18 protein-coding genes are annotated in these 17,592 nt (G+C 66.6%); 13 read left to right on the forward strand and 5 right to left on the reverse strand.

Annotated elements, in window-relative coordinates; genetic code table 11:
* Window positions 1-36 precede the first annotated feature (36 nt).
* Together THSYN_RS13050 and THSYN_RS13055 are read right to left on the reverse strand one after the other, a co-directional pair.
* A complete protein-coding gene (locus tag THSYN_RS13050; RefSeq protein WP_157817642.1) occupies window positions 37-1,152 on the reverse strand; it encodes an ABC transporter substrate-binding protein in 1,116 nt (371 codons plus the stop codon).
* A 343-nt stretch (window positions 1,153-1,495) separates the two neighbouring features.
* On the reverse strand, window positions 1,496-2,332 hold the full coding sequence (locus THSYN_RS13055; RefSeq protein ID WP_100919536.1) for a TOBE domain-containing protein: 837 nt from the start codon (window positions 2,330-2,332) through the stop codon (window positions 1,496-1,498).
* A 101-nt stretch (window positions 2,333-2,433) separates the two neighbouring features.
* Between THSYN_RS13055 and THSYN_RS13060 the strand changes: the two genes are divergently transcribed.
* From THSYN_RS13060 to scpB, 6 genes are all read left to right on the forward strand, one after another.
* A complete protein-coding gene (locus tag THSYN_RS13060; RefSeq protein ID WP_100922410.1) occupies window positions 2,434-3,339 on the forward strand; it encodes a PHP domain-containing protein in 906 nt (301 codons plus the stop codon).
* Between the two features lie 56 nt (window positions 3,340-3,395).
* Window positions 3,396-4,025 (forward strand): L-threonylcarbamoyladenylate synthase, encoded by a 630-nt coding sequence (locus tag THSYN_RS13065; RefSeq protein ID WP_100919537.1) that lies wholly within the window; start codon window positions 3,396-3,398, stop codon window positions 4,023-4,025.
* Window positions 4,026-4,091: 66 nt separating this feature from the next.
* On the forward strand, window positions 4,092-4,763 hold the full coding sequence (locus THSYN_RS13070) for a site-2 protease family protein (protein ID WP_100919538.1): 672 nt from the start codon (window positions 4,092-4,094) through the stop codon (window positions 4,761-4,763).
* A gap of 58 nt (window positions 4,764-4,821) precedes the next feature.
* Window positions 4,822-5,994 carry a tryptophan--tRNA ligase gene (locus THSYN_RS13075; RefSeq protein WP_236848884.1) on the forward strand — a complete coding sequence of 391 codons (1,173 nt, stop codon included), beginning with the start codon at window positions 4,822-4,824 and terminating at the stop codon, window positions 5,992-5,994.
* Between the two features lie 16 nt (window positions 5,995-6,010).
* A complete protein-coding gene (locus tag THSYN_RS13080) occupies window positions 6,011-6,856 on the forward strand; it encodes a segregation and condensation protein A (RefSeq protein WP_100919540.1) in 846 nt (281 codons plus the stop codon).
* Window positions 6,857-6,898: 42 nt separating this feature from the next.
* Entirely contained in the window at window positions 6,899-7,507 is a 609-nt protein-coding gene (gene scpB / locus THSYN_RS13085) for an SMC-Scp complex subunit ScpB (RefSeq protein ID WP_100919541.1), read from the forward strand.
* Between the two features lie 159 nt (window positions 7,508-7,666).
* On the opposite strand, the gene THSYN_RS13090 is transcribed toward scpB, so the two are convergent.
* The gene (locus tag THSYN_RS13090) at window positions 7,667-8,245 is read right to left on the reverse strand and encodes a DUF805 domain-containing protein (RefSeq protein WP_100919542.1); all 579 of its coding nucleotides are present in this window, start codon (window positions 8,243-8,245) and stop codon (window positions 7,667-7,669) included.
* Between the two features lie 189 nt (window positions 8,246-8,434).
* On the opposite strand from THSYN_RS13090, the gene THSYN_RS13095 reads away from it, so the two are divergent.
* Complete coding sequence (locus THSYN_RS13095; protein WP_100919543.1) at window positions 8,435-9,307, forward strand: Uma2 family endonuclease; 873 nt, start codon at window positions 8,435-8,437, stop codon at window positions 9,305-9,307.
* 16 nt (window positions 9,308-9,323) lie between these two features.
* Here THSYN_RS13095 and THSYN_RS13100 read toward each other — a convergent pair whose 3' ends face one another.
* Window positions 9,324-9,773 carry a hypothetical protein gene (locus THSYN_RS13100; protein ID WP_172965274.1) on the reverse strand — a complete coding sequence of 150 codons (450 nt, stop codon included), beginning with the start codon at window positions 9,771-9,773 and terminating at the stop codon, window positions 9,324-9,326.
* A 306-nt stretch (window positions 9,774-10,079) separates the two neighbouring features.
* On the opposite strand from THSYN_RS13100, the gene THSYN_RS13105 reads away from it, so the two are divergent.
* Complete coding sequence (locus tag THSYN_RS13105) at window positions 10,080-12,749, forward strand: penicillin-binding protein 1A (protein ID WP_335582507.1); 2,670 nt, start codon at window positions 10,080-10,082, stop codon at window positions 12,747-12,749.
* 116 nt (window positions 12,750-12,865) lie between these two features.
* Here THSYN_RS13105 and THSYN_RS13110 read toward each other — a convergent pair whose 3' ends face one another.
* On the reverse strand, window positions 12,866-13,744 hold the full coding sequence (locus tag THSYN_RS13110; RefSeq protein ID WP_100919544.1) for a DUF6279 family lipoprotein: 879 nt from the start codon (window positions 13,742-13,744) through the stop codon (window positions 12,866-12,868).
* A gap of 30 nt (window positions 13,745-13,774) precedes the next feature.
* Between THSYN_RS13110 and THSYN_RS13115 the strand changes: the two genes are divergently transcribed.
* From THSYN_RS13115 to THSYN_RS13130, 5 genes are all read left to right on the forward strand, one after another.
* Window positions 13,775-14,296 carry an MOSC domain-containing protein gene (locus THSYN_RS13115; protein WP_100919545.1) on the forward strand — a complete coding sequence of 174 codons (522 nt, stop codon included), beginning with the start codon at window positions 13,775-13,777 and terminating at the stop codon, window positions 14,294-14,296.
* A gap of 312 nt (window positions 14,297-14,608) precedes the next feature.
* Complete coding sequence (locus THSYN_RS33820) at window positions 14,609-14,761, forward strand: DUF5993 family protein (protein WP_157817643.1); 153 nt, start codon at window positions 14,609-14,611, stop codon at window positions 14,759-14,761.
* Window positions 14,762-14,800: 39 nt separating this feature from the next.
* A complete protein-coding gene (locus THSYN_RS13120) occupies window positions 14,801-15,379 on the forward strand; it encodes a disulfide bond formation protein B (protein ID WP_100919546.1) in 579 nt (192 codons plus the stop codon).
* Between the two features lie 291 nt (window positions 15,380-15,670).
* On the forward strand, window positions 15,671-16,561 hold the full coding sequence (locus THSYN_RS13125; RefSeq protein ID WP_100919547.1) for an electron transfer flavoprotein subunit beta/FixA family protein: 891 nt from the start codon (window positions 15,671-15,673) through the stop codon (window positions 16,559-16,561).
* A 6-nt stretch (window positions 16,562-16,567) separates the two neighbouring features.
* Window positions 16,568-17,587 carry an electron transfer flavoprotein subunit alpha/FixB family protein gene (locus tag THSYN_RS13130; RefSeq protein WP_100919548.1) on the forward strand — a complete coding sequence of 340 codons (1,020 nt, stop codon included), beginning with the start codon at window positions 16,568-16,570 and terminating at the stop codon, window positions 17,585-17,587.
* Window positions 17,588-17,592 lie beyond the last annotated feature (5 nt).

Consider the following 17,592-nt stretch of genomic DNA (forward strand, 5'->3'; position numbering starts at 1 on the left):
GGTGTCCTGGCCGCGCTGGCGGCGTCGCGCGCCGGGTCACGGGGCGGCCTTGGCGGGTACGACGCCGATCAGGGCCGCGACCTGCCCGGCGGTCAGCTCGACGCCAAAGAAAAGCTGATAAAAGCGCCGGGTCTCGGCCGCCAGGTCCAGTGGGAAGCGCTCGGGGTAGAGTGCGTGGGCGAGCCACTGGATGCCGAGCGCCCGCATGAAGGAGGGCGGCCGGTCCACCCAGTTGAGTGGCTGGCCGGGGATGGGCAGCACCAGGCCGGCGGCGAGTGCCGGTACCGCGGCCCAGCGGGGGTCCTGACCGACGGTTGCCGCGAACCGGAGGTCTTGGACCAGCAGCGCCTGGGGGGCCCAGAGCAGGACCTGTTCGAGCCCGACCGGTTCCTGCCCGACCATGGTCTTGGCGGTGCAGTGATAGACGTTCTGGGCCCCGGCCAGCGCGATGACCTCGGTGTGGAATGAACTGTCGCAGTCCGTGCGCAGGCCGTCCGGCCCCTCGGCGTAGTAGACCCGCACGCGCTGCGCCGCCGGGATGGCGGAGACCGCCGCGGCCACCCGCGCCTGCGCCGCGCGGATGTAGCCCGCCAGTTCGGCGGCGCGCGCCTCCCGTCCCAGGAGCCGGCCGGCCAACTCGAATGCGGCGGGCCAGTCGTCCAGGGTGTCGAGCTTCAGATAGAAGACCGGGACGGCGATCTTGCGGAAGGGTCCCTCGATGCCGGCCGGGTCCAGGTCCGAGAAGTCGTTCTGCCACGCCAGCGCCAGGTCCGGGTGCAGCGCCAGCAGGGCCTCCGGATTGATCTGGCGACCGTGGCCCATGGCGCTGCCCAGCACCGGCAGTTCGCTCAGACCCGGCCGCAGATAGGCGGCCGACCCCGGCGCGAAGGGGATGTTCAGGCCGATGATCAGATCGGGGGCCAGGGCGTAGAGCAGGGCGGTCAGCGGCGGGGCGGCACCGAAGGGGCGGGTGATCTGGTCCGGGACCTTGACGGCGCGGCCAGCCATGTCCACCACCTCGCGAGCCTGGACCGGACCCGGGTGCAGCCCCCACAGCGGGAGCAGGCACAGGAGCCCCGCGGCGCCCAGGCGGCGGACGAGGCGAGCCCGGGGGCGGATGCTATCGGAGGCCGGGTCTGTTATCGGAGGCATCGGTAGGCTGCTTGAGGTTGAACGATCGTTATTCCATAAGCATAACACATACCACTAAGAGAAAATAAATAAATATCATTTATAATATATAGTTAGAAATCGTCGTTATATTCTGTAAATAACGCTTTGGGGCAAAACCGACATTGCGGGGGGCCTCCGTCGGGTTGCCGACGAGGTTGGCGTGGGGCGGCCGGCATGGTGCGGCCGATATGGTGCGGCGCGCGCGACTGCGGGACCGGGACTGCGGTCGCGGCGGGCGGTTTGGCCCGGGAAGAAGGATCTGTCCGCAACCAGAGGAACCGATAGCGCCTTGGTGGGCTTGGCGGCGCGGCCTGTGGGCGCCTCAATGATCGACGCCGATGATGACGCTGGCGGCGGCAAAAACGGCGCAGGCCGGGGCCTCTTGCGCGAGCCCCAGGCGTTCCAGCGCTTCGGCGGCGATGACCCCCCGGACCGTCACGCCCGTGGGCTGCGCGATGACGACCTCCGCGGGCCCGTCCCCGCGGGTGATACGCTGGACCAGGCCGCAGAGGCAATTGGTGCCGGGGCTGGCCGCCGGGTCCGGTTCCCGGGCGATGCCGACTGCGACGGCCTTGACCAGGGCCCAGACGGTCCGCCCCGGGCGCAGGTTCAAGGACTCGACGCTCTCGTTGGTCACCCCGGCGCAGATCCGCTGCCCGCCCTGGATCTCGATCAGCACCTCGGCGTCCACGGTGCGGGCGGTGACCGCGACGATGCGCCCGATGAACTGGTTGCGCGCGCTGGTGCGCATGGCGAGGCGCCGCAGCAGGTCCAGCGCCGCGCCGGGGTCGCCCATGGCGGCGTTGATCCCGTCCAGGAAACGCCGGTACTCGGCGGCGATGGTGCGGTAGGCGGCGATCAGGCGCCGGCCCTCGTCGGTGAGGCGGGCGCCGCCGCCGCCGCGCCCGCCGGCGGCGGTCGCCACCAGCGGCGCCGGGGCCAGGTTGTTGAGCGCATCCACCGCGTCCCAGGCCGCCTTGTAACTGATCTTGAGCGCCTTGGCCGCCTGGGTGATGGAGCCGCGCGCGTCGATCTGCTCCAGGAGTGCGATGCGCTGCTCGCCCAGGAAGGCCACATCGTTGCAGTCCAGCCAGAACTCACCGGCGACATGCAGGGGCTGGAGTTGGGGCTTGGTCGAGGTCTTGGGGTTGCTGGACATTGCGGACGGGGAGCGGGTGGTGCGAGGTGGCGCGAGGATCGCAGATCCGCGGCGGCTGCGCTATCGGGTGCGGCCGCGGGTGGACGTGTAGAATGGGCGGGATGAACAAGATCCCCGATCTGCACACGCATTCCACGGCCTCGGACGGTACCCTGGCCCCGGCGGTCCTGGTGCGCCGGGCGGCGGCGGCGGGTGTCGGGCTGCTGGCCCTGACCGACCACGACACGACCGCGGGGCTGGTTGAGGCGGCGCAGGCCGCCGCCGAGCTGGGGCTGGGGTTCGTCCCCGGGGTCGAGATCTCGGTCACCTGGGCCGGGCGCACCATCCATGTGGTCGGGCTCGGCGTGGACCACACCCATCCGGGGTTGACCCTGGGGCTCGCGGGGCTCCTGGCGTTTCGCGGCTGGCGGGCCGAGGAGATGGGGCGGCGCCTGGCCAAGACGGGGATCGAGGGGGCCTATGCCGGAGCGCGCGCCCTGTCCAATGGTCTGCTGATCGGGCGCACCCATTTCGCGCGCTTGCTGGTGCAGCGGCGGGTCGCGGTCACCGAGCGCGATGTCTTCAAACACTTTCTGGTAACCGGTAAGCCCGGGTATGTCCCCGGCGACTGGGCGAGCCTGGAGCAGGCGGTGGGCTGGATCCGTGACAGCGGCGGTCAGGCGGTGATCGCCCACCCGGCGCGCTACAAGCTCACGCGGACCAAGTTGCTGCACCTCATCGGCCGCTTTCGGGAACTGGGGGGCGTCGGTCTGGAGGTGGTGTGCGGCAGCCACGCCCGGGACGAGGCCTTTACCTATGCCCGTCACGCGCGTGAGCAGCGGCTCCTGGCGTCCGCCGGTTCCGACTTCCACGGCCCCCAATTGACCCTGTCCACCCAACCCTGGATCGACCTGGGCCGGCTGGCGGCCCTGCCGGACGGCTGTACGCCCATCTGGCATGACTGGCCCGCCGCCGCCCGGTTGTTGCCCGCGGCGGCCGGTGACCCGGTGCGGGCGGCGGTTGCTTGAGGGATCGGCGGCAAGGTCCGGTCACTCCAGGTTAATTTTCATCGATCGACGTAGTCATGGCGCAATTTTTTCAGATCCATCCAGTCAACCCTCAACCGCGCCTGGTGCGCCGTTGCGTCGAGATCCTGCTCGCGGGGGGCATCATCGTCTATCCGACGGACTCCTCTTACGCCTTGGGGTGCCAACTCGGGGAGAAGGACGCCATGGAGCGCATCCGGCGCATCCGCGCCTTGGACGACAAGCACAATTTCACCCTGGTGTGTCGGGACCTGTCGGAGATCACCACCTACGCCAAGATCGACAACCAGGCCTTCAGGCTGTTGAAATCGCTGACGCCGGGGCCCTATACCTTCATCCACGAGGCCACCAAACAGGTCCCGCGGCGGATGCTCCACCCCAAGCGTAAGGCGATCGGTATCCGTGTCCCGGACAACGAGATCTGTCGCGCCCTATTGAGTGAACTCAACCAGCCGATCCTGAGCACCACTCTGATCCTGCCCGGCGACGAGCACCCGCTGACGGACCCCGAGGAGATGCGTGAGGTGCTGGACAAGCAGGTGGATCTGATCATCGACGGCGGCTTCTGCGGGCTCGACGCCACCACCGTGGTGGACATGATCGCGGAGCCGCCGACGGTGATCCGGGTCGGCAAGGGCGACGCCGGGCAGTTCGCCGCGCCCGCGTGACTCGATCGCTGAAGGTTGCCGCGAACCGGGGGCGAGGATTCGGCGCCGCACCCGTATAATGGCCCGATGAACGCACTGAACCAGATCCAACTGCTCGCGGTCCTCGCCCTCCCGGTGGTGCTCGCGATTACCGTCCACGAGGCGGCCCACGGCTGGGTGGCCAACCGCCTGGGGGACCGCACCGCCCTGATGCTGGGGCGGGTCACCTTCAACCCCTTGCGGCACATCGATCCGATCGGCACCGTTCTGGTCCCGTTGGTTACCTTTCTGCTGGCGGGGTTGCTGTTCGGCTGGGCCAAGCCGGTGCCGGTGAATGTGCAGAACCTCCGCCACCCGCGCCGCGACATGGCCCTGGTGGCCTTGGCGGGGCCGGGGGTCAATCTGCTCATGGCGATTGCCTGGGGCCTCACGATCCAGGGCGGCATGTGGCTGTTGGATGTTAATCAATGGGTTGCGCTGCCGCTCGTCTACATGGGCGCGGCGGGCGTGCTGATCAATGTCTTTCTGATGGTACTCAATCTGGTGCCGCTGCTGCCGCTCGACGGCGGCCGGGTGCTCAATGCCATGCTGCCGCGGCGCTGGTCCTACTATTTCTCCCGGCTCGAGCCCTACGGGCTCCTGATCCTGGTGTTGTTGCTGGCGACTGGGCGCCTGGGCCTCGTGCTCCTGCCGCCCGTGATCGGCACCGTCAGCCTCTTGCCGGGCGCCGACATCGTGAGAGAGTTATTCCATTACTGATCTTGAGGCAATAGCATTGACTTCCGTCTCCGCACAGCACGCGCGCGTGCTTTCCGGCATGCGCCCCACCGGCCGGCTCCACCTGGGCCATTATCACGGGGTACTCAAGAACTGGCTGGAACTCCAGCACGAGTTCGAGTGCTACTTCTTCGTCGCCGACTGGCACGCCCTCACCACCCACTATGAGGACCCGACCCTGATCCCCGACAGCATCCGCGAGATGCTGATCGACTGGCTGGCGGCCGGGATCAACCCGGGCTCCGCGACCCTCTTCATCCAGTCCCGGGTGCCGGAGCACGCGGAACTGCACCTGCTGTTGTCCATGATCACCCCGGTCGGTTGGCTTGAGCGGGTGCCGACCTATAAGGATCAGCAGGACCGGCTCAAGGAGAAGGATCTGGCCACCTACGGTTTTCTGGGCTACCCGCTGCTGCAATCGGCGGACATCCTGATCTACAAGGCAGGGCGGGTGCCGGTGGGGGAGGATCAGGTGGCCCATGTGGAGCTGACCCGGGAGATCGCCCGGCGCTTCAACCATATCTATGGCCGGGAGCCGGGCTTCGAGGCCAAGGCGGAAGAGGCCAAGCGCAAGATGGGCAAGAAGAACGCCCGGCAGTTCGACGAACTGCGCCGCGCCTATCAGGAGCGCGGCGACGCGCAGGCCCTGGCGGTGGCGCGCGCCATGCTGGGGGGTCAGAACAACCTCACGGTCGCCGATCGGGAACGCCTGTTCGGGTTCCTGGAGGGCGGCGGCCGGGTCATCCTGCCCGAACCCATACCGCTCCTGACCAAGGCGTCCAAGATGCCGGGGCTCGACGGGCAGAAGATGTCCAAGTCCTATGGCAACACCATTGCGTTGCGTGACGAGCCCGCGGACGTGGAGAAGGCTATCCGCACCATGCCCACGGACCCGGCGCGGGTGCGCCGCACCGATCCCGGCGACCCGGACAAGTGCCCGGTGTGGCAGTTCCATCTGATCTATTCCACCGACGCGGTGCGCGATTGGGTCCAGGGGGGCTGTCGCTCGGCGGGCATCGGCTGTCTGGATTGCAAGGGGCCGGTGATCGAGTCCGTCCTGACCGAACTGGCCCCCATGCGCGAGCGCGTGCGTGAGTTCTCCACGCAGCCGGACCTGCTGCGCAACCTCATCAACGACGGCTGCGAACGGGCGCGGGCCGTGGCCCGGGAGACCATGGAAGAGGTCCGGTTCGCCATGTCGCTGGTCCTGTAGCGGGGCGCCCGCGGGTATGGACGCCATCGGCGAGACCCTGAGCACCGCGCAGGCGTTGCCCGTGGCCCTGGTCCAGGGCAAGCCCTATCTGACCTTGCCCCTGGATCTCTATATACCGCCGGACGCGCTCGAGGTCTTTCTCGACACCTTCGAGGGGCCGCTGGATCTCCTGCTGTATCTGATCAAGCGCCAGAATCTCGATATCCTCAATATCCCGATCGCCGTCATCACCGACCAGTACATTGAGTATATGGACCTGATGCAGGAACTGCGGTTGGAACTGGCGGCCGAGTATCTGGTGATGGCCGCCATGCTGGCCGAGATCAAGTCGCGCTTGCTCCTGCCGCGTCCCGCCGCCGAGGCGCAGGATGAGGGGGACCCGCGCGCCGAGCTGATCCGCCGCCTGTTGGAGTACGAGCGCTTCAAGCAGGCCGCGCAAGACCTGGATGGCCTGCCGCGCCTGGAGCGCGACCTCTTCACCGCCCAGGCGCAATTGCCCCCCGGGCACCTCAACCGGGTCCCACCCGAGGTCGACCTGCGCGAGGTGCTGATGGCGTTGCGTGGCGTGCTGGCGCGGGCGGACCTCTTCACCAGCCACCGGGTGGAGAAGGAGTCCTTGTCCCTGCGCGAGCGGATGTCGCAGGTCCTGGAGCGGATGCGCGGCGGCCATTTCCTCCTCTTTACCGAACTGTTCGACCTGACCGAGGGGCGCGCCGGGGTGGTGGTGACCTTCCTGGCCCTGTTGGAGCTGATCCGCTCCGCCACGCTGGAACTGGTCCAGTCCGAGCCCTTCGCGCCGATCCATGTGCGGCTGCGGGAGGGACAGGGCGACGCCGGTGCCGACGCAGAACTGACGGGCTGAAGAGATTTCGCGCAAAGACGCAAAGACGCAAAGAAGAAAGTAATGACCACGCCGAGCCTGCAGCAGATCGTCGAAGGCGCCCTGTTCGCCGCTGGCGGGCCCCTGACCCTGGAGCAACTCCAGACCCTGTTCCCGGAGGAGGGGCGTCCCGAGCGCGCGGATTTGCTGGAAGTCATCGCCGTGCTGAGTGCGGACTACACCGGGCGGGGGATCGAAATCGCCCAGGTCGCCGGCGGCTGGCGCGTCCAGGTGCGCGCCCTGGTCGCCCCCTGGGTCGGACGCCTGTGGGATGAGAAACCCGCCCGCTATTCGCGCGCCCTGCTGGAGACCCTGGCGCTCATTGCCTACCGCCAGCCCATCACCCGCGGCGAGATCGAGGACATCCGCGGCGTGGCCGTGACCACGCAGATCGTCAAGACCCTGAGTGAGCGGGAGTGGATCCGCGTGGTCGGTCACCGGGATGTGCCGGGGCGCCCCGCGTTGTTCGCCACTACCCGCAAGTTCCTGGATTATTTCGGTCTGCGATCCTTGAACGACCTGCCGACCCTGGCCGAGCTGCGCGACCCCGCCTTCCTGGGGGATGACCTGGACCTGGCTGACCCCAACCCACCGGGCCTGGAGCAGCCACTCAATCCGCTGCCTGGGGCTTGAGCGAAGAAAACGCAGTTTGGCCGCAAATGAACGCAAATTGACTCAAATAATCAGAGGCTTGGCCTTTACTGCATGGTAACCGTCGGGGTGACGCCCGTGACGATGTTAACCAGTAGATTAATTTGCGCTTATTTGCGTTCATTTGCGGCTAAATACTCTTTAGTGCATCCCCTGTGTCTGATAGTCAACGAGCGCCGGGAAGGCGATGGCGGCGATGATCCCGCCGACCAATCCCAGCACGATCAGCACGATGTAGATGATGCCCAGGACCCGCTCCCAGTCCGGCGTGGGGCGTGGCGGGCCGAAGCGGTTGGCTGATTCGTCGCCGCGCTTGAACAGGAGCACGAGAAAGGTGATCAGATTGACCAGCGGCACGATCAGCGTCAAGGACCACCAACCGGAGGCGTCGATGTCGTGGAAACGGCGGATGCTGAGTATCCACCCGAGCACCGCCATGACGAGATAGGGTATGACCAGCACGATAACCCCGAGGATCGGGGCCGCGGCGTCCGGGGCCGCGGTGGGCTGCGGCATCGCCGCCAGGCCCAGTGCCCCCAAGATGAAGACGACGATGCCGACCACGATGCTGCCGACCACTGCCAGCACCAGATTCCAGGCCAGCCAACTCAGGCGGCTGAAGCGGCCCTTGGGGTCGAAGGGACCGGTGGTGTCGAGCGCCGTCCCCGCGGGACGGGTCAGGTCGCTGCGGGGGCTTGCATAGGGATTGCTCTGATCCATGGACGTTTTCCTGTAGGTTCTAGGGTGGATGGGTTGTTCCGCAGCGGGGGGGCCCGGCCCGCGGCCGGGTGCAAATACCCTGGCGTCGGGGCATCAGGCCGGATCGCCGCTCCTGATGCAAGGCCCGGGGAGCGCCGACCGGCCGCCGCGCCCGCTATACTATGCCAACCTTGTCGGGAGCCGTTACTCATGTCCCAAACCGCCGAGAACTTCTACCTGGCCTTCGCGCAAGGCCGCGAGCCCGATAGCGACGAGCCGGAAATGGAAAGCTCACTGCACTATGATCAACTCGCCCTCCTGGTCAGCACCCTGGAGTGGCACTGGCGCGACCGGGACGATTTCTTCATCGGCGCCAACCTGAGCGTCTATTTTCGCCGTGACCAGTGCGAGCCGCGGGAACTGCGCGGGCCGGATTTTTTCCTGGTGCGGGGGGTGGAGCGCCGCCCGCGGCGCTCTTGGACGGTCTGGCTGGAGGACGGGCGCTACCCGGACCTGATCATCGAACTGCTCTCCGACGAGACCGCCCGGTCGGATCGGACCGCCAAGAAGGCGCTGTACGAAGGTGTCTTCCGTACCCCGGAGTATTTCTGGTTTTCACCTCAGACCAAGGAACTGGCCGGTTTTCACCTGGTCGATGCGCACTACTATCCCATCGATCAGGATGCGGCGGGTCGTTTGCCGAGCGTGATCCTGGGGTTGCGACTGGGTGTGGCAGAGGGCCTGTTGCGCTTTTACACCCCCGACGGCGCGCTCATCCCGACGCTGGCGGAATCCGTGGCCCTGGAACAGGCGCGGGCGGAACAGGAGCGGCTGCGGGCGGACCAGGAGCGGCTGCGGGCGGAACAGGAGCGGCTTCACGCGCAGCAGGAGCGGGCGTGCGCGCAGCAGGCGCAGGCGCTGGCCGATCAGGCGCAGTGTGACGCGGAACAGGAACGGCTGCGGGCGGAGCAGGAGCGGGACCGCGCTGCGGCCGAACGGCTTCGCGCGGACGCTCAAAGCAACCGGGCGGACCGCCTGGCAGCGCGTTTGCGCGCGCTGGGCGTCGATCCCGAAGGGGCGTGAGCGGGCGCAAGCCTTGTCACCGCCCGGCGTTGGCGTCGAACGCATTGGCCGGCGCCTGCACCCCGTGGTCCGACAGCCACCGCAGATCGAGTGTCCAGGCCACACTCTGCACGTCCGGCAAGGCCCCGACCAGGTCCATGGCGCGCCGCTGGCTGGCGACCAGGTCCGCCTGGGCCTTGATCATCGCGGGGTCATCCTGGTCCTTGCCGGCCAGTTGCGGGTAGAGGATCGGGATGAATTGGATGGCCGGGAGGGCGGGCGAGCGGGGGGTCAGGAGGGTCGCGACCCCGTTTTCCAGCGACAGGACCCGGAACTGGTAGGGATAATTCGCGACGAGCGGGTCGGCCTCCAGCATCCGGTTGATCTCCCAGACCCGCGGTTGCCAGGTCGAGTGCAGCCACAGGGCGAAGGCGGCCAGTGCGAAAAGACCCAGTACCATGCTGTAACTACGAGTGAAACGATCCAAGGGCGAAGTCCTCCGGGTGAAAGAAAACGGTGCGGGCAACGCGCCGCGGCCGGCGCCAAGCGTCAGCGCAAGCTAACGCAGGAACGCGGGCGCTGCATTGAAGATCCGCAGGGGTGGATGAGGTCCCTGGTTATCTCCGGTCCCGGGGGTGGCGCGGTGCCGTCACCGCGGCGCTCGCCGACGGTTGCGCGAACCGGCGCCGAGGTGCGGGGCTGCTTGGGGGCTGTATGGTGTAAAATCGCGCCTGTTCCGAATGACAGTGAGGTTCGCCCCGGCGCCGCGCGCCCCGGGCGGCCGGAGTTGAGTGTGCAAGAAGAGACCCGCAGCGAGGCCCCAGGATCGAACGGCACGGTTCCGTCGCAGTCACCGCCCGTGCGCGGCGTCCCGCGGATTGGGGATGACGCGGACGCGGTGGTGGCGTCCGCCGCCGAGCCGGTTGCCCCGGCCCCCGCACCGGCGCCTGCGGCCGGACCACCGCAACCGCCGGCGCCCCGCTCCGGGCGGGGTCCGCGTTCGGCCACCGGCTGGTTCCTGCAATACCTGACCGTTCTGGGTGCGCCCCTGCAATTGCTGACCCTCGCCCTGCTCGGGGCGGCGGCCTTCGTCAACCTGACCCTGCCCGAACTGCCGGACGTGAAGCAGGGCTTGAGTCAGGTGCAGCTCCAGGAGCCGCTGCGTGTCTATAGCGCCGACGGTGCCCTGATGGCCGAATTCGGCGTGGAGCGGCGCCAGCCCCTTACCTATGCGGAGTTTCCGCCGCTCCTGATCCAGGCCTTTCTGGCGACCGAGGACAGCCGCTTCTTCGAGCACGGCGGTATCGACGTGGTCGGCATGGGCCGTGCGATCGTCAACTACGCCTCCACCGGCATCAAGGCCCAGGGCGCCAGTACCATCACCATGCAGGTTACCAGGAACTTCTTCCTGTCTCCGGAGAAGACCTTCAAACGCAAGCTGGCCGAGGTGCTGCTGAGCCTGCGGGTGGAAAAGACCCTGACCAAGGAGCAGATCCTGGAACTGTACCTGAACCAGATCTTCTTCGGACACCGCGCCTATGGCGTGGCCGCCGCCTCCACCCTCTATTACGGGAAGGACCTGGCGCAACTCGATGTGGCCGAGATGGCCATGCTCGCCGGGGTGCCGAAAGCCCCGTCGTCCAGTAACCCGGTCACCAACCCCGAGCGAGCCTTGGAGCGGCGCAATTACATCTTGGGACGGATGCTGGAACTGGGATTCATCGACAAGTCCCGCTATGACACTGCCCTGGCGCGGCCCGATGATGCGCGGCTGCATGGCGCCCAGGTCGACCTGGAGGCCGGCTATGTGGCGGAGATGGTGCGTCGGGAGATTGCCGAGTATTACGGTGAGCAGGCGGCCAAACAGGGGCTGCGGGTGACCACGACCATCGACTCGCGCCTGCAGACGGCCGCCCAGGACGCGGTGCGTAAGGCCCTACGTCAATATGAGCGCCGTCACGGTTACCGCGGACCCGAGGCGCGGGTAGACCTGGCGGGTGCCTCCGAGGTCGATATGGACGCCTATCTGGAGGGCGTGCCCCAGGTGACCGGTCTGGAGGCCGGTCTGGTGACCGGCTTTGCGGACGGGGCGGCCCAGGTCTATTTGGGCGGCGGTCGCCGCGTCACCCTGGGGCTCGGTCAGGTGAGCTGGGCGCGGGCCTTCAAGAATGCGGGTTGGCGCGGCAATGCCCCGCGACGGGTGGCCGACGTGGTCGCCAAGGGCGATCTGATCCGGGTGCGTCTGGATCAACAGGGCAAGTGGGAGCTGAGCCCGATCCCGGCGGTGACCGGTGTCCTGGTCACGGTGGCGCCCCGGGATGGTGCGATTCAAGCCATGGTCAGCGGCTATGCCTACACCGAGAAGAGCCAATTCAACCGGGCGGTGGACATGCGCCGCCAGCCGGGTTCCAGCTTCAAGCCCTTCATCTATGCCGCGGCCCTGAACCGGGGCTGGACGCCGGTCAGCATCGTGAAGGACGTGGGGATCAGGATCGGGGACTGGCAACCGCAGGATTCCGATCATCGTGAGTTGGGTGCCATCCCCATGCGCAAGGCCCTGGCCCTCTCGCGCAACCTGGCCGCCATCAATTTATTGCAGAGTGTGGGTGTCGATAATGCCGCCCATTTCATCCGCCGCTTCGGTTTTGATCTCGATCCCAAGGTGCTCGGGCCCTCCATGGCCTTGGGGACCGCCGAGACCTCACCGGTCAAGATGGCGGAGGGCTATGCGATCTTTGCCAACGGCGGTTATCACGTCCTGCCCTACTACATCTCGCGTATCGAGAACGCGAGCGGAGACTTGATCTACCAGGCGGAGCCGCCGCGCGCCTGTGCGGATTGCTGGTATCGCACCGGGACCGAGAAGCCGGCCCGCACCGCGGGCACCGCCGCGGGTGAAAATCCGGCCGAGCAGGTCATCGATCCGCGCATCGCCTACCAGATGACCTCCATGCTGCGCGGCGTCGTCGAATACGGGACCGCCACGCGCGCGCTGCGCCTGGGGCGTAAGGACATCGTCGGCAAGACCGGCACCACCAACGACATCCGCGACTCCTGGTTCTGCGGCTTCCAGGCCGACTTTGTGACCGTCGCCTGGATGGGCTTCGACAACAACGAAAAGCTCGGCCGCGGCGAGGAGGGCGGGCGGGCGGCGCTCAGTATGTGGACCGACTACATGGAGGACGCCCTGCGGGACAAGCCGGTGGCCAAGTTGGAAGCGCCCCCGGGGATGGTCAAGGTGAAGGTCGACGGCAGCCGCGGTACCGAGTCCAAGTCCAGCACCGCGCAGACCGAGGAGGTCATGGAGGAATACCGGCTGATGCTGATGGGGCCTGACCCGGACCCCGATACCGGGCCGGCGGTGGCGGTCAAGAAAAAGCCGGCAGCCGCCAAGCCGGCAGCCGCCAGTCCTAAAGGGACACCCGCCCGTGCCGCCCCCAAGTCGGTGGACGACCTGTTCTGAGTACCGCGCGTCGGCCGCCGCTGCGCGCAATCCGGGCCTGTAGGGTCCGCTGCGCGGACCATCGCACTCGCCGTCAACGTGGCGGCGAGACGAGGGTCGAGCCCGCTGCACCGCGCTTAGGCCGGACAGGTCACCGCGACCAGATGGGGGGCCTTCTGGAGCTGCATCAGATCGTCGCGCAAGGTCGCCAGGCGGTCATTCAAGCGCTTGCGTTGGGCCTGGTCGAGGCTGGCCCCGAGTCGGATCAGGAGTTCCCCCACGCGCTCCTGGAGCTGCTCGCCGGCGCGTCCCAGGGGCGGCGGCAGGTCCCGATAGTCCACCAGCCAGTCGGTGAGAAAGCGCTGGAGTGTGGCCTCATTCGCCTTGGCGCGCAGGAGCGCGATCAACTCCCGGCGCTGGTGCGAGCGGTACTCCAGGACCATCACCTCAGTGTCCGGCATCCGCCCGGTTACCTCCGCCACCAGGGCGCGTTGGGCGGCCGTGAGGGGGCCGGTCCACTCCTCGACCGACTTGACGTACCGGCGGGCGCGTTTGGCCAGTTCCAGGGCGCGATCCCGGTTGCCGGGGCGGGGCAGGTCTTGCGCGTACTCCACGGCGAAGCGCCGCTCCAGCGCCTGGACCTGCGCCGGTGTCACCCCCGCGAGCAGCGGTGCCGCGGTATCCACCGCGAGCCTGGCATGGCGTCGGTAGAGGTCGCGAAAGGCGCCGGTGAGGCAGCGCGTGTTGGCGTCGTCGAAACCCGCACGGCTGGCCTGGAGCAGGGTCTCGAAAAATCCTGCGAGCAGCGGCAATTCCAGTGCCCGATGGGCCGCGAGTGCGGCATCCAGGCGCGGCTCCCAACGCGCCATCTGGTCGCTGTCGAGCTTCAGATAGTCGTCGGCATAGCGCTTGATGAAGAAGGGCGCGGTGCCGTAGGCGATCTGGAGTTGGCTGCATCCGGGCAGGATCAGCAGAAGCGAGAGCAAGGTCAGAAACAGGGTGCGGGCTGCGTTCATGGTTCCGGATGCCTGATAAAGGGGACAATCGTGGAGACGCTGGAGTCACTCAAGAGCCAGTTCCCCCGCGCCGGACGGGTCTTATGGATCGGCGTGCGGGCCTGCCGCCGCGGCCCGGTCAGTTTGCGGCAGCAGGCCCGCGCCCTGGCTGGTGCCGGACTGGATGGGGACCATTATGGCGGTAGGAGCGGTGCCCGGGGCATTACCCTGATGCAATCCGAGCATCTGGCCGCGCTCGGCGCGCTGCTCGGCGAACCCCCGCTGGACCCGACGCGGCTGCGGCGCAATCTGGTCGTCTCCGGGATCAACCTCACGGCGCTGCAGGGGCGGCAGTTCGTCATCGGCGAGGTGCTGCTGCTGGGTACCGGACTCTGCCACCCATGTGCGCGCATGGAAGAGGTCTTGGGCCCCGGTGGCTACAATGCTATGCGCGGTCATGGCGGGCTCAATGCCCGGGTGCTGCGCGGCGGGCTGATCCGTGTGGGGGATGCCGTTGCGGTCTGCGCCGCTGCGGATGAGCTATGCGCAGACGATGCCGTCAGCCGCAACTAGTACCGCGAAGCGCAATTGCCGACACTCGTCTGGCGATCGGGTAAGCCGCGGAAATTGGACAGGATTAACAGAATTTTGCAGGATCAACAGAAAAAATGAGGGTGCGACATGCATCAACAAGCCATCCTGTAAATCCTGAGAAATCCTGTTAATCCTGTCCACTTGTTAAGCTCAGGGTCGCGCTCGAATGGTATCGGGATCTGCGCTCCACGATACTAGCCGCGCCGCTGGTCCCGGACCCGGCCGCCGTGCCGCCGGGCACTTCGTGGTCCGCCGCTTTTTCTGGTTTCCCTTGGCCCTCGGCGAGTTGCTATGTACATCACCTTTCTTCTGGGCCTCATTGCCGCCGTCGCGATCCTGCGGGGGTCGCGGGCGACCGGGGCGCTGTTCGCCTTGTTGACGATCGCGGCGATCGGCGGCTTGTTGATTCATCATATGACCGATCGGTTGCCGATCGGGCTCTAGTGTCGCGTCCTCACCCTGAAGGCCATCCCCGGAGCCCCTATGCCTGCCTCGCGCCTCGTTGTCCGGCTCAATGCGCTCGCCCTGGGTCTGATCTCTCTGGCATTGGTTGCCGCCTTTGCCGATCAGTTGCTTCTCGGTGAACTGCCGTGCCCGCTGTGCCTCCTGCAACGGGCGGCCCTGATCGCCGCCGGGTTGGGCTTCCTGCTCAATCTGCGTTTTGGTATCCGCCCGTTGCATTACGGCCTGGCGATTCTGGCGGCCCTGTCGGGGGCGGCCGCCGCCATGCGGCAGGTCTTGCTGCACATTGCACCGGGTGATCCGGGCTTCGGTCATGCCCTGTTTGGGCTGCACCTCTACACCTGGGCCTTCATGGCCTTCGTCGGCATCATCTTCGGGATCGCCATCCTGCTCAGTCTGCCGGGCAGCATGGACGGTCAGGCCGCCCCCCGGGAGCGCGGGCGATTCGTCGGCCTGGTCATCATCCTGTTCGTTGTACTGATTGTCGGTAATCTCGTCTCCACCTTGCTGGAATGTGGTCTGACCCAGTGTCCGGACGATCCCGTGCGCTATGAATGGATCGCCGGGATTGCGACTCTGTTGCAGGGCGGCGTCCGGTAACCCTGCGCCACGTTGCCTGGGTTCAGCAATGGACAGGCTTAACAGGAGTTACAGCGACTGGGCGGTCGCGGCGAAGGCCTGCTCGGGGGCGGGCGACCGCCGACCACGCCGGCCGGCACCGGTCGGACGCCTAGCTGCCCCGGCCGCGGACATCGCGCCATCGTACGAAAGATGGTACCATCCCCGCGCCCCGTTTTCCGGGTTGTGCAAGCGCCGCCGCCCGGGTTCATCTTAATCGCCGGGCCGGTCGCCGGCCGCATTCCCCAATTACTTCAATAGACAAGGCAGAGCATGAGCTACCATTCCATCGTAATGGTCAAACAGGTTCCCGACACGGCCAATATCTCCGGCCAGGTAATGAAGCCGGACGGTACCGTCAATCGCAGCAAGCTCCCCACGATCTTCAATCCCGAAGACAGGGTGGCGCTGGAACTGGCGCTGCAATTGCGGGACCGCTACGGCGGCACCGTGCGGGTGCTGACCATGGGGCCGCTGAAGGCCTCAGACCTGCTGCGCGACTGTCTGTATATGGGCGCCGATGAGGCCTTTCTCGTCAGCGACCGCAAGTTTGCCGGGGCCGACACCCTGGCGACCTCCTATGTGCTGGCAGAGGCGCTGCGTAAGCTAGGCCCCTACGACATCATTTTTGCCGGCCGCCAGGCGATCGACGGCGACACCGCCCAGGTCGGCCCCCAGACCGCAGAAAAGCTGGGCCTGCCGCAGATCACCTATGCAGAGGCGATCCTCGAGGCGCAGGGACCCCGGATTACCGTCAAGCGCAAGGTCGATCACGGCTTCGAGATCCTGGAGGGCACGCTGCCCCTGTTGATCACGGTGGTCAAGGACGCCGCCACGCCGCGTCCCTTCCGGGCCAAGCGGGTCATGGCCTACAAGAATGCCCACACCCTCCTCGAACTGGAAAAAATGACCGAGGGCAATTCATTGCTGTATGTGGATCAGCTCAAGGAGGAGTATGTGTCCAAGGGCCTGTTTATCCCCACCCTGACCGCGGACGAGCTCGACGTCGATCTCAGCCGGTGCGGCCTCGGCGGGTCACCGACCAAGGTCCACAAGATCGAGTCAGTGGTCCTGGGCGGGAGCGCACATGAAACCATACCGGCTACCAGAGACGGCATGTATGCGCTGATCGATAAACTGATGGAAGACCACATCTTCGGATAAGCCCCTATGAATGAGAATACACAAAAAGTCTGGGTGTTCATCGAGCAGCGCGACGGTGTGCCGGCCGACGTGAGTCTGGAACTGCTGTCCAAGGGCAGAAAGCTGGCGGAAAGCCTGAACGGCGAATTGCAGGCGGTGCTCATCGGCCACGACCTGCAGGCCCTGGCCGCCGAGACCTTCCGCTACGGTGCCCGCGAGGTCTTGCTGGCGGATCACCCGGAGCTCGCTCATTACAATACCCTGCCCTATAGCCGAATCATGAGCGAATTGGTCGATCGGCACCAGCCGCGGATCGTCCTCTTCGGCGGCACCTTCATCGGCCGGGACCTGGCGCCGCGCGTCGCCTCCCATACCCGCAGCGGCTTGACCGCGGACTGCACCGATCTCCAGATCGCCGACGTGACCTATCTGCGCAAGGACTACTCCCAACTCCTGTTGCAGATTCGCCCCGCATTCGGCGGCAACATCATCGCCACCATCATCTGTCCGGATTCCCCGGTGCAGATGGCCACGGTGCGCGAGGGGGTCATGGAGAAGATACCGCTGGCGCAACCGGTCGACGGGCGCATTACCCCGGTCCCCTATTCGCCCAGCGCCGCCGACCAACTGGTGCGCATCATTGCCCGCCATCACGAGGAGAGCAAGGTCAATCTCAAGGCTGCCCCGATCATCGTCGCCGGCGGCTACGGGATGGGCAATTGGCAGAACTTCCAGATCCTCTATGAGTTGGCCCGGGTGATCGGCGGCGAGGTCGCGGGTACGCGCGCCGCGGTCGACGCCGGTTTTATCGACCAGGTGCGCCAGGTGGGACAGACCGGCGTCACGGTGCGGCCAAAGCTCTACATCGCCTGCGGCATTTCGGGGGCGATCCAGCACCGGGCCGGCATGTGCGACTCCAACAAGATCATTGCCGTTAATGATGACCCCGACGCGCCGATTTTCGGTGTCTGTCATTACGGAATCGTCGGCGATGTGATGGAAGTGATTCCGAAGCTCATCGACGCCTACAAGCACAAGTTAAAGTAGTCGAG

Source organism: Candidatus Thiodictyon syntrophicum (genome assembly GCF_002813775.1).
GTDB lineage: Bacteria > Pseudomonadota > Gammaproteobacteria > Chromatiales > Chromatiaceae > Thiodictyon > Thiodictyon syntrophicum.

What these genes read in the sequence shown, in the direction of transcription:
- THSYN_RS13050 (WP_157817642.1), bottom strand. Translation starts at nt 1,152, where the DNA reads ATGCCTCCGATAACAGACCCGGCCTCCGATAGCATCCGCCCCCGGGCT.
- THSYN_RS13055 (WP_100919536.1), bottom strand. Translation starts at nt 2,332, where the DNA reads ATGTCCAGCAACCCCAAGACCTCGACCAAGCCCCAACTCCAGCCCCTG.
- THSYN_RS13060 (WP_100922410.1), top strand. Translation starts at nt 2,434, where the DNA reads ATGAACAAGATCCCCGATCTGCACACGCATTCCACGGCCTCGGACGGT.
- THSYN_RS13065 (WP_100919537.1), top strand. Translation starts at nt 3,396, where the DNA reads ATGGCGCAATTTTTTCAGATCCATCCAGTCAACCCTCAACCGCGCCTG.
- THSYN_RS13070 (WP_100919538.1), top strand. Translation starts at nt 4,092, where the DNA reads ATGAACGCACTGAACCAGATCCAACTGCTCGCGGTCCTCGCCCTCCCG.
- THSYN_RS13075 (WP_236848884.1), top strand. Translation starts at nt 4,822, where the DNA reads ATGCGCCCCACCGGCCGGCTCCACCTGGGCCATTATCACGGGGTACTC.
- THSYN_RS13080 (WP_100919540.1), top strand. Translation starts at nt 6,011, where the DNA reads ATGGACGCCATCGGCGAGACCCTGAGCACCGCGCAGGCGTTGCCCGTG.
- scpB (WP_100919541.1), top strand. Translation starts at nt 6,899, where the DNA reads ATGACCACGCCGAGCCTGCAGCAGATCGTCGAAGGCGCCCTGTTCGCC.
- THSYN_RS13090 (WP_100919542.1), bottom strand. Translation starts at nt 8,245, where the DNA reads ATGGATCAGAGCAATCCCTATGCAAGCCCCCGCAGCGACCTGACCCGT.
- THSYN_RS13095 (WP_100919543.1), top strand. Translation starts at nt 8,435, where the DNA reads ATGTCCCAAACCGCCGAGAACTTCTACCTGGCCTTCGCGCAAGGCCGC.
- THSYN_RS13110 (WP_100919544.1), bottom strand. Translation starts at nt 13,744, where the DNA reads ATGAACGCAGCCCGCACCCTGTTTCTGACCTTGCTCTCGCTTCTGCTG.
- THSYN_RS33820 (WP_157817643.1), top strand. Translation starts at nt 14,609, where the DNA reads ATGTACATCACCTTTCTTCTGGGCCTCATTGCCGCCGTCGCGATCCTG.
- THSYN_RS13120 (WP_100919546.1), top strand. Translation starts at nt 14,801, where the DNA reads ATGCCTGCCTCGCGCCTCGTTGTCCGGCTCAATGCGCTCGCCCTGGGT.
- THSYN_RS13125 (WP_100919547.1), top strand. Translation starts at nt 15,671, where the DNA reads ATGAGCTACCATTCCATCGTAATGGTCAAACAGGTTCCCGACACGGCC.
- THSYN_RS13130 (WP_100919548.1), top strand. Translation starts at nt 16,568, where the DNA reads ATGAATGAGAATACACAAAAAGTCTGGGTGTTCATCGAGCAGCGCGAC.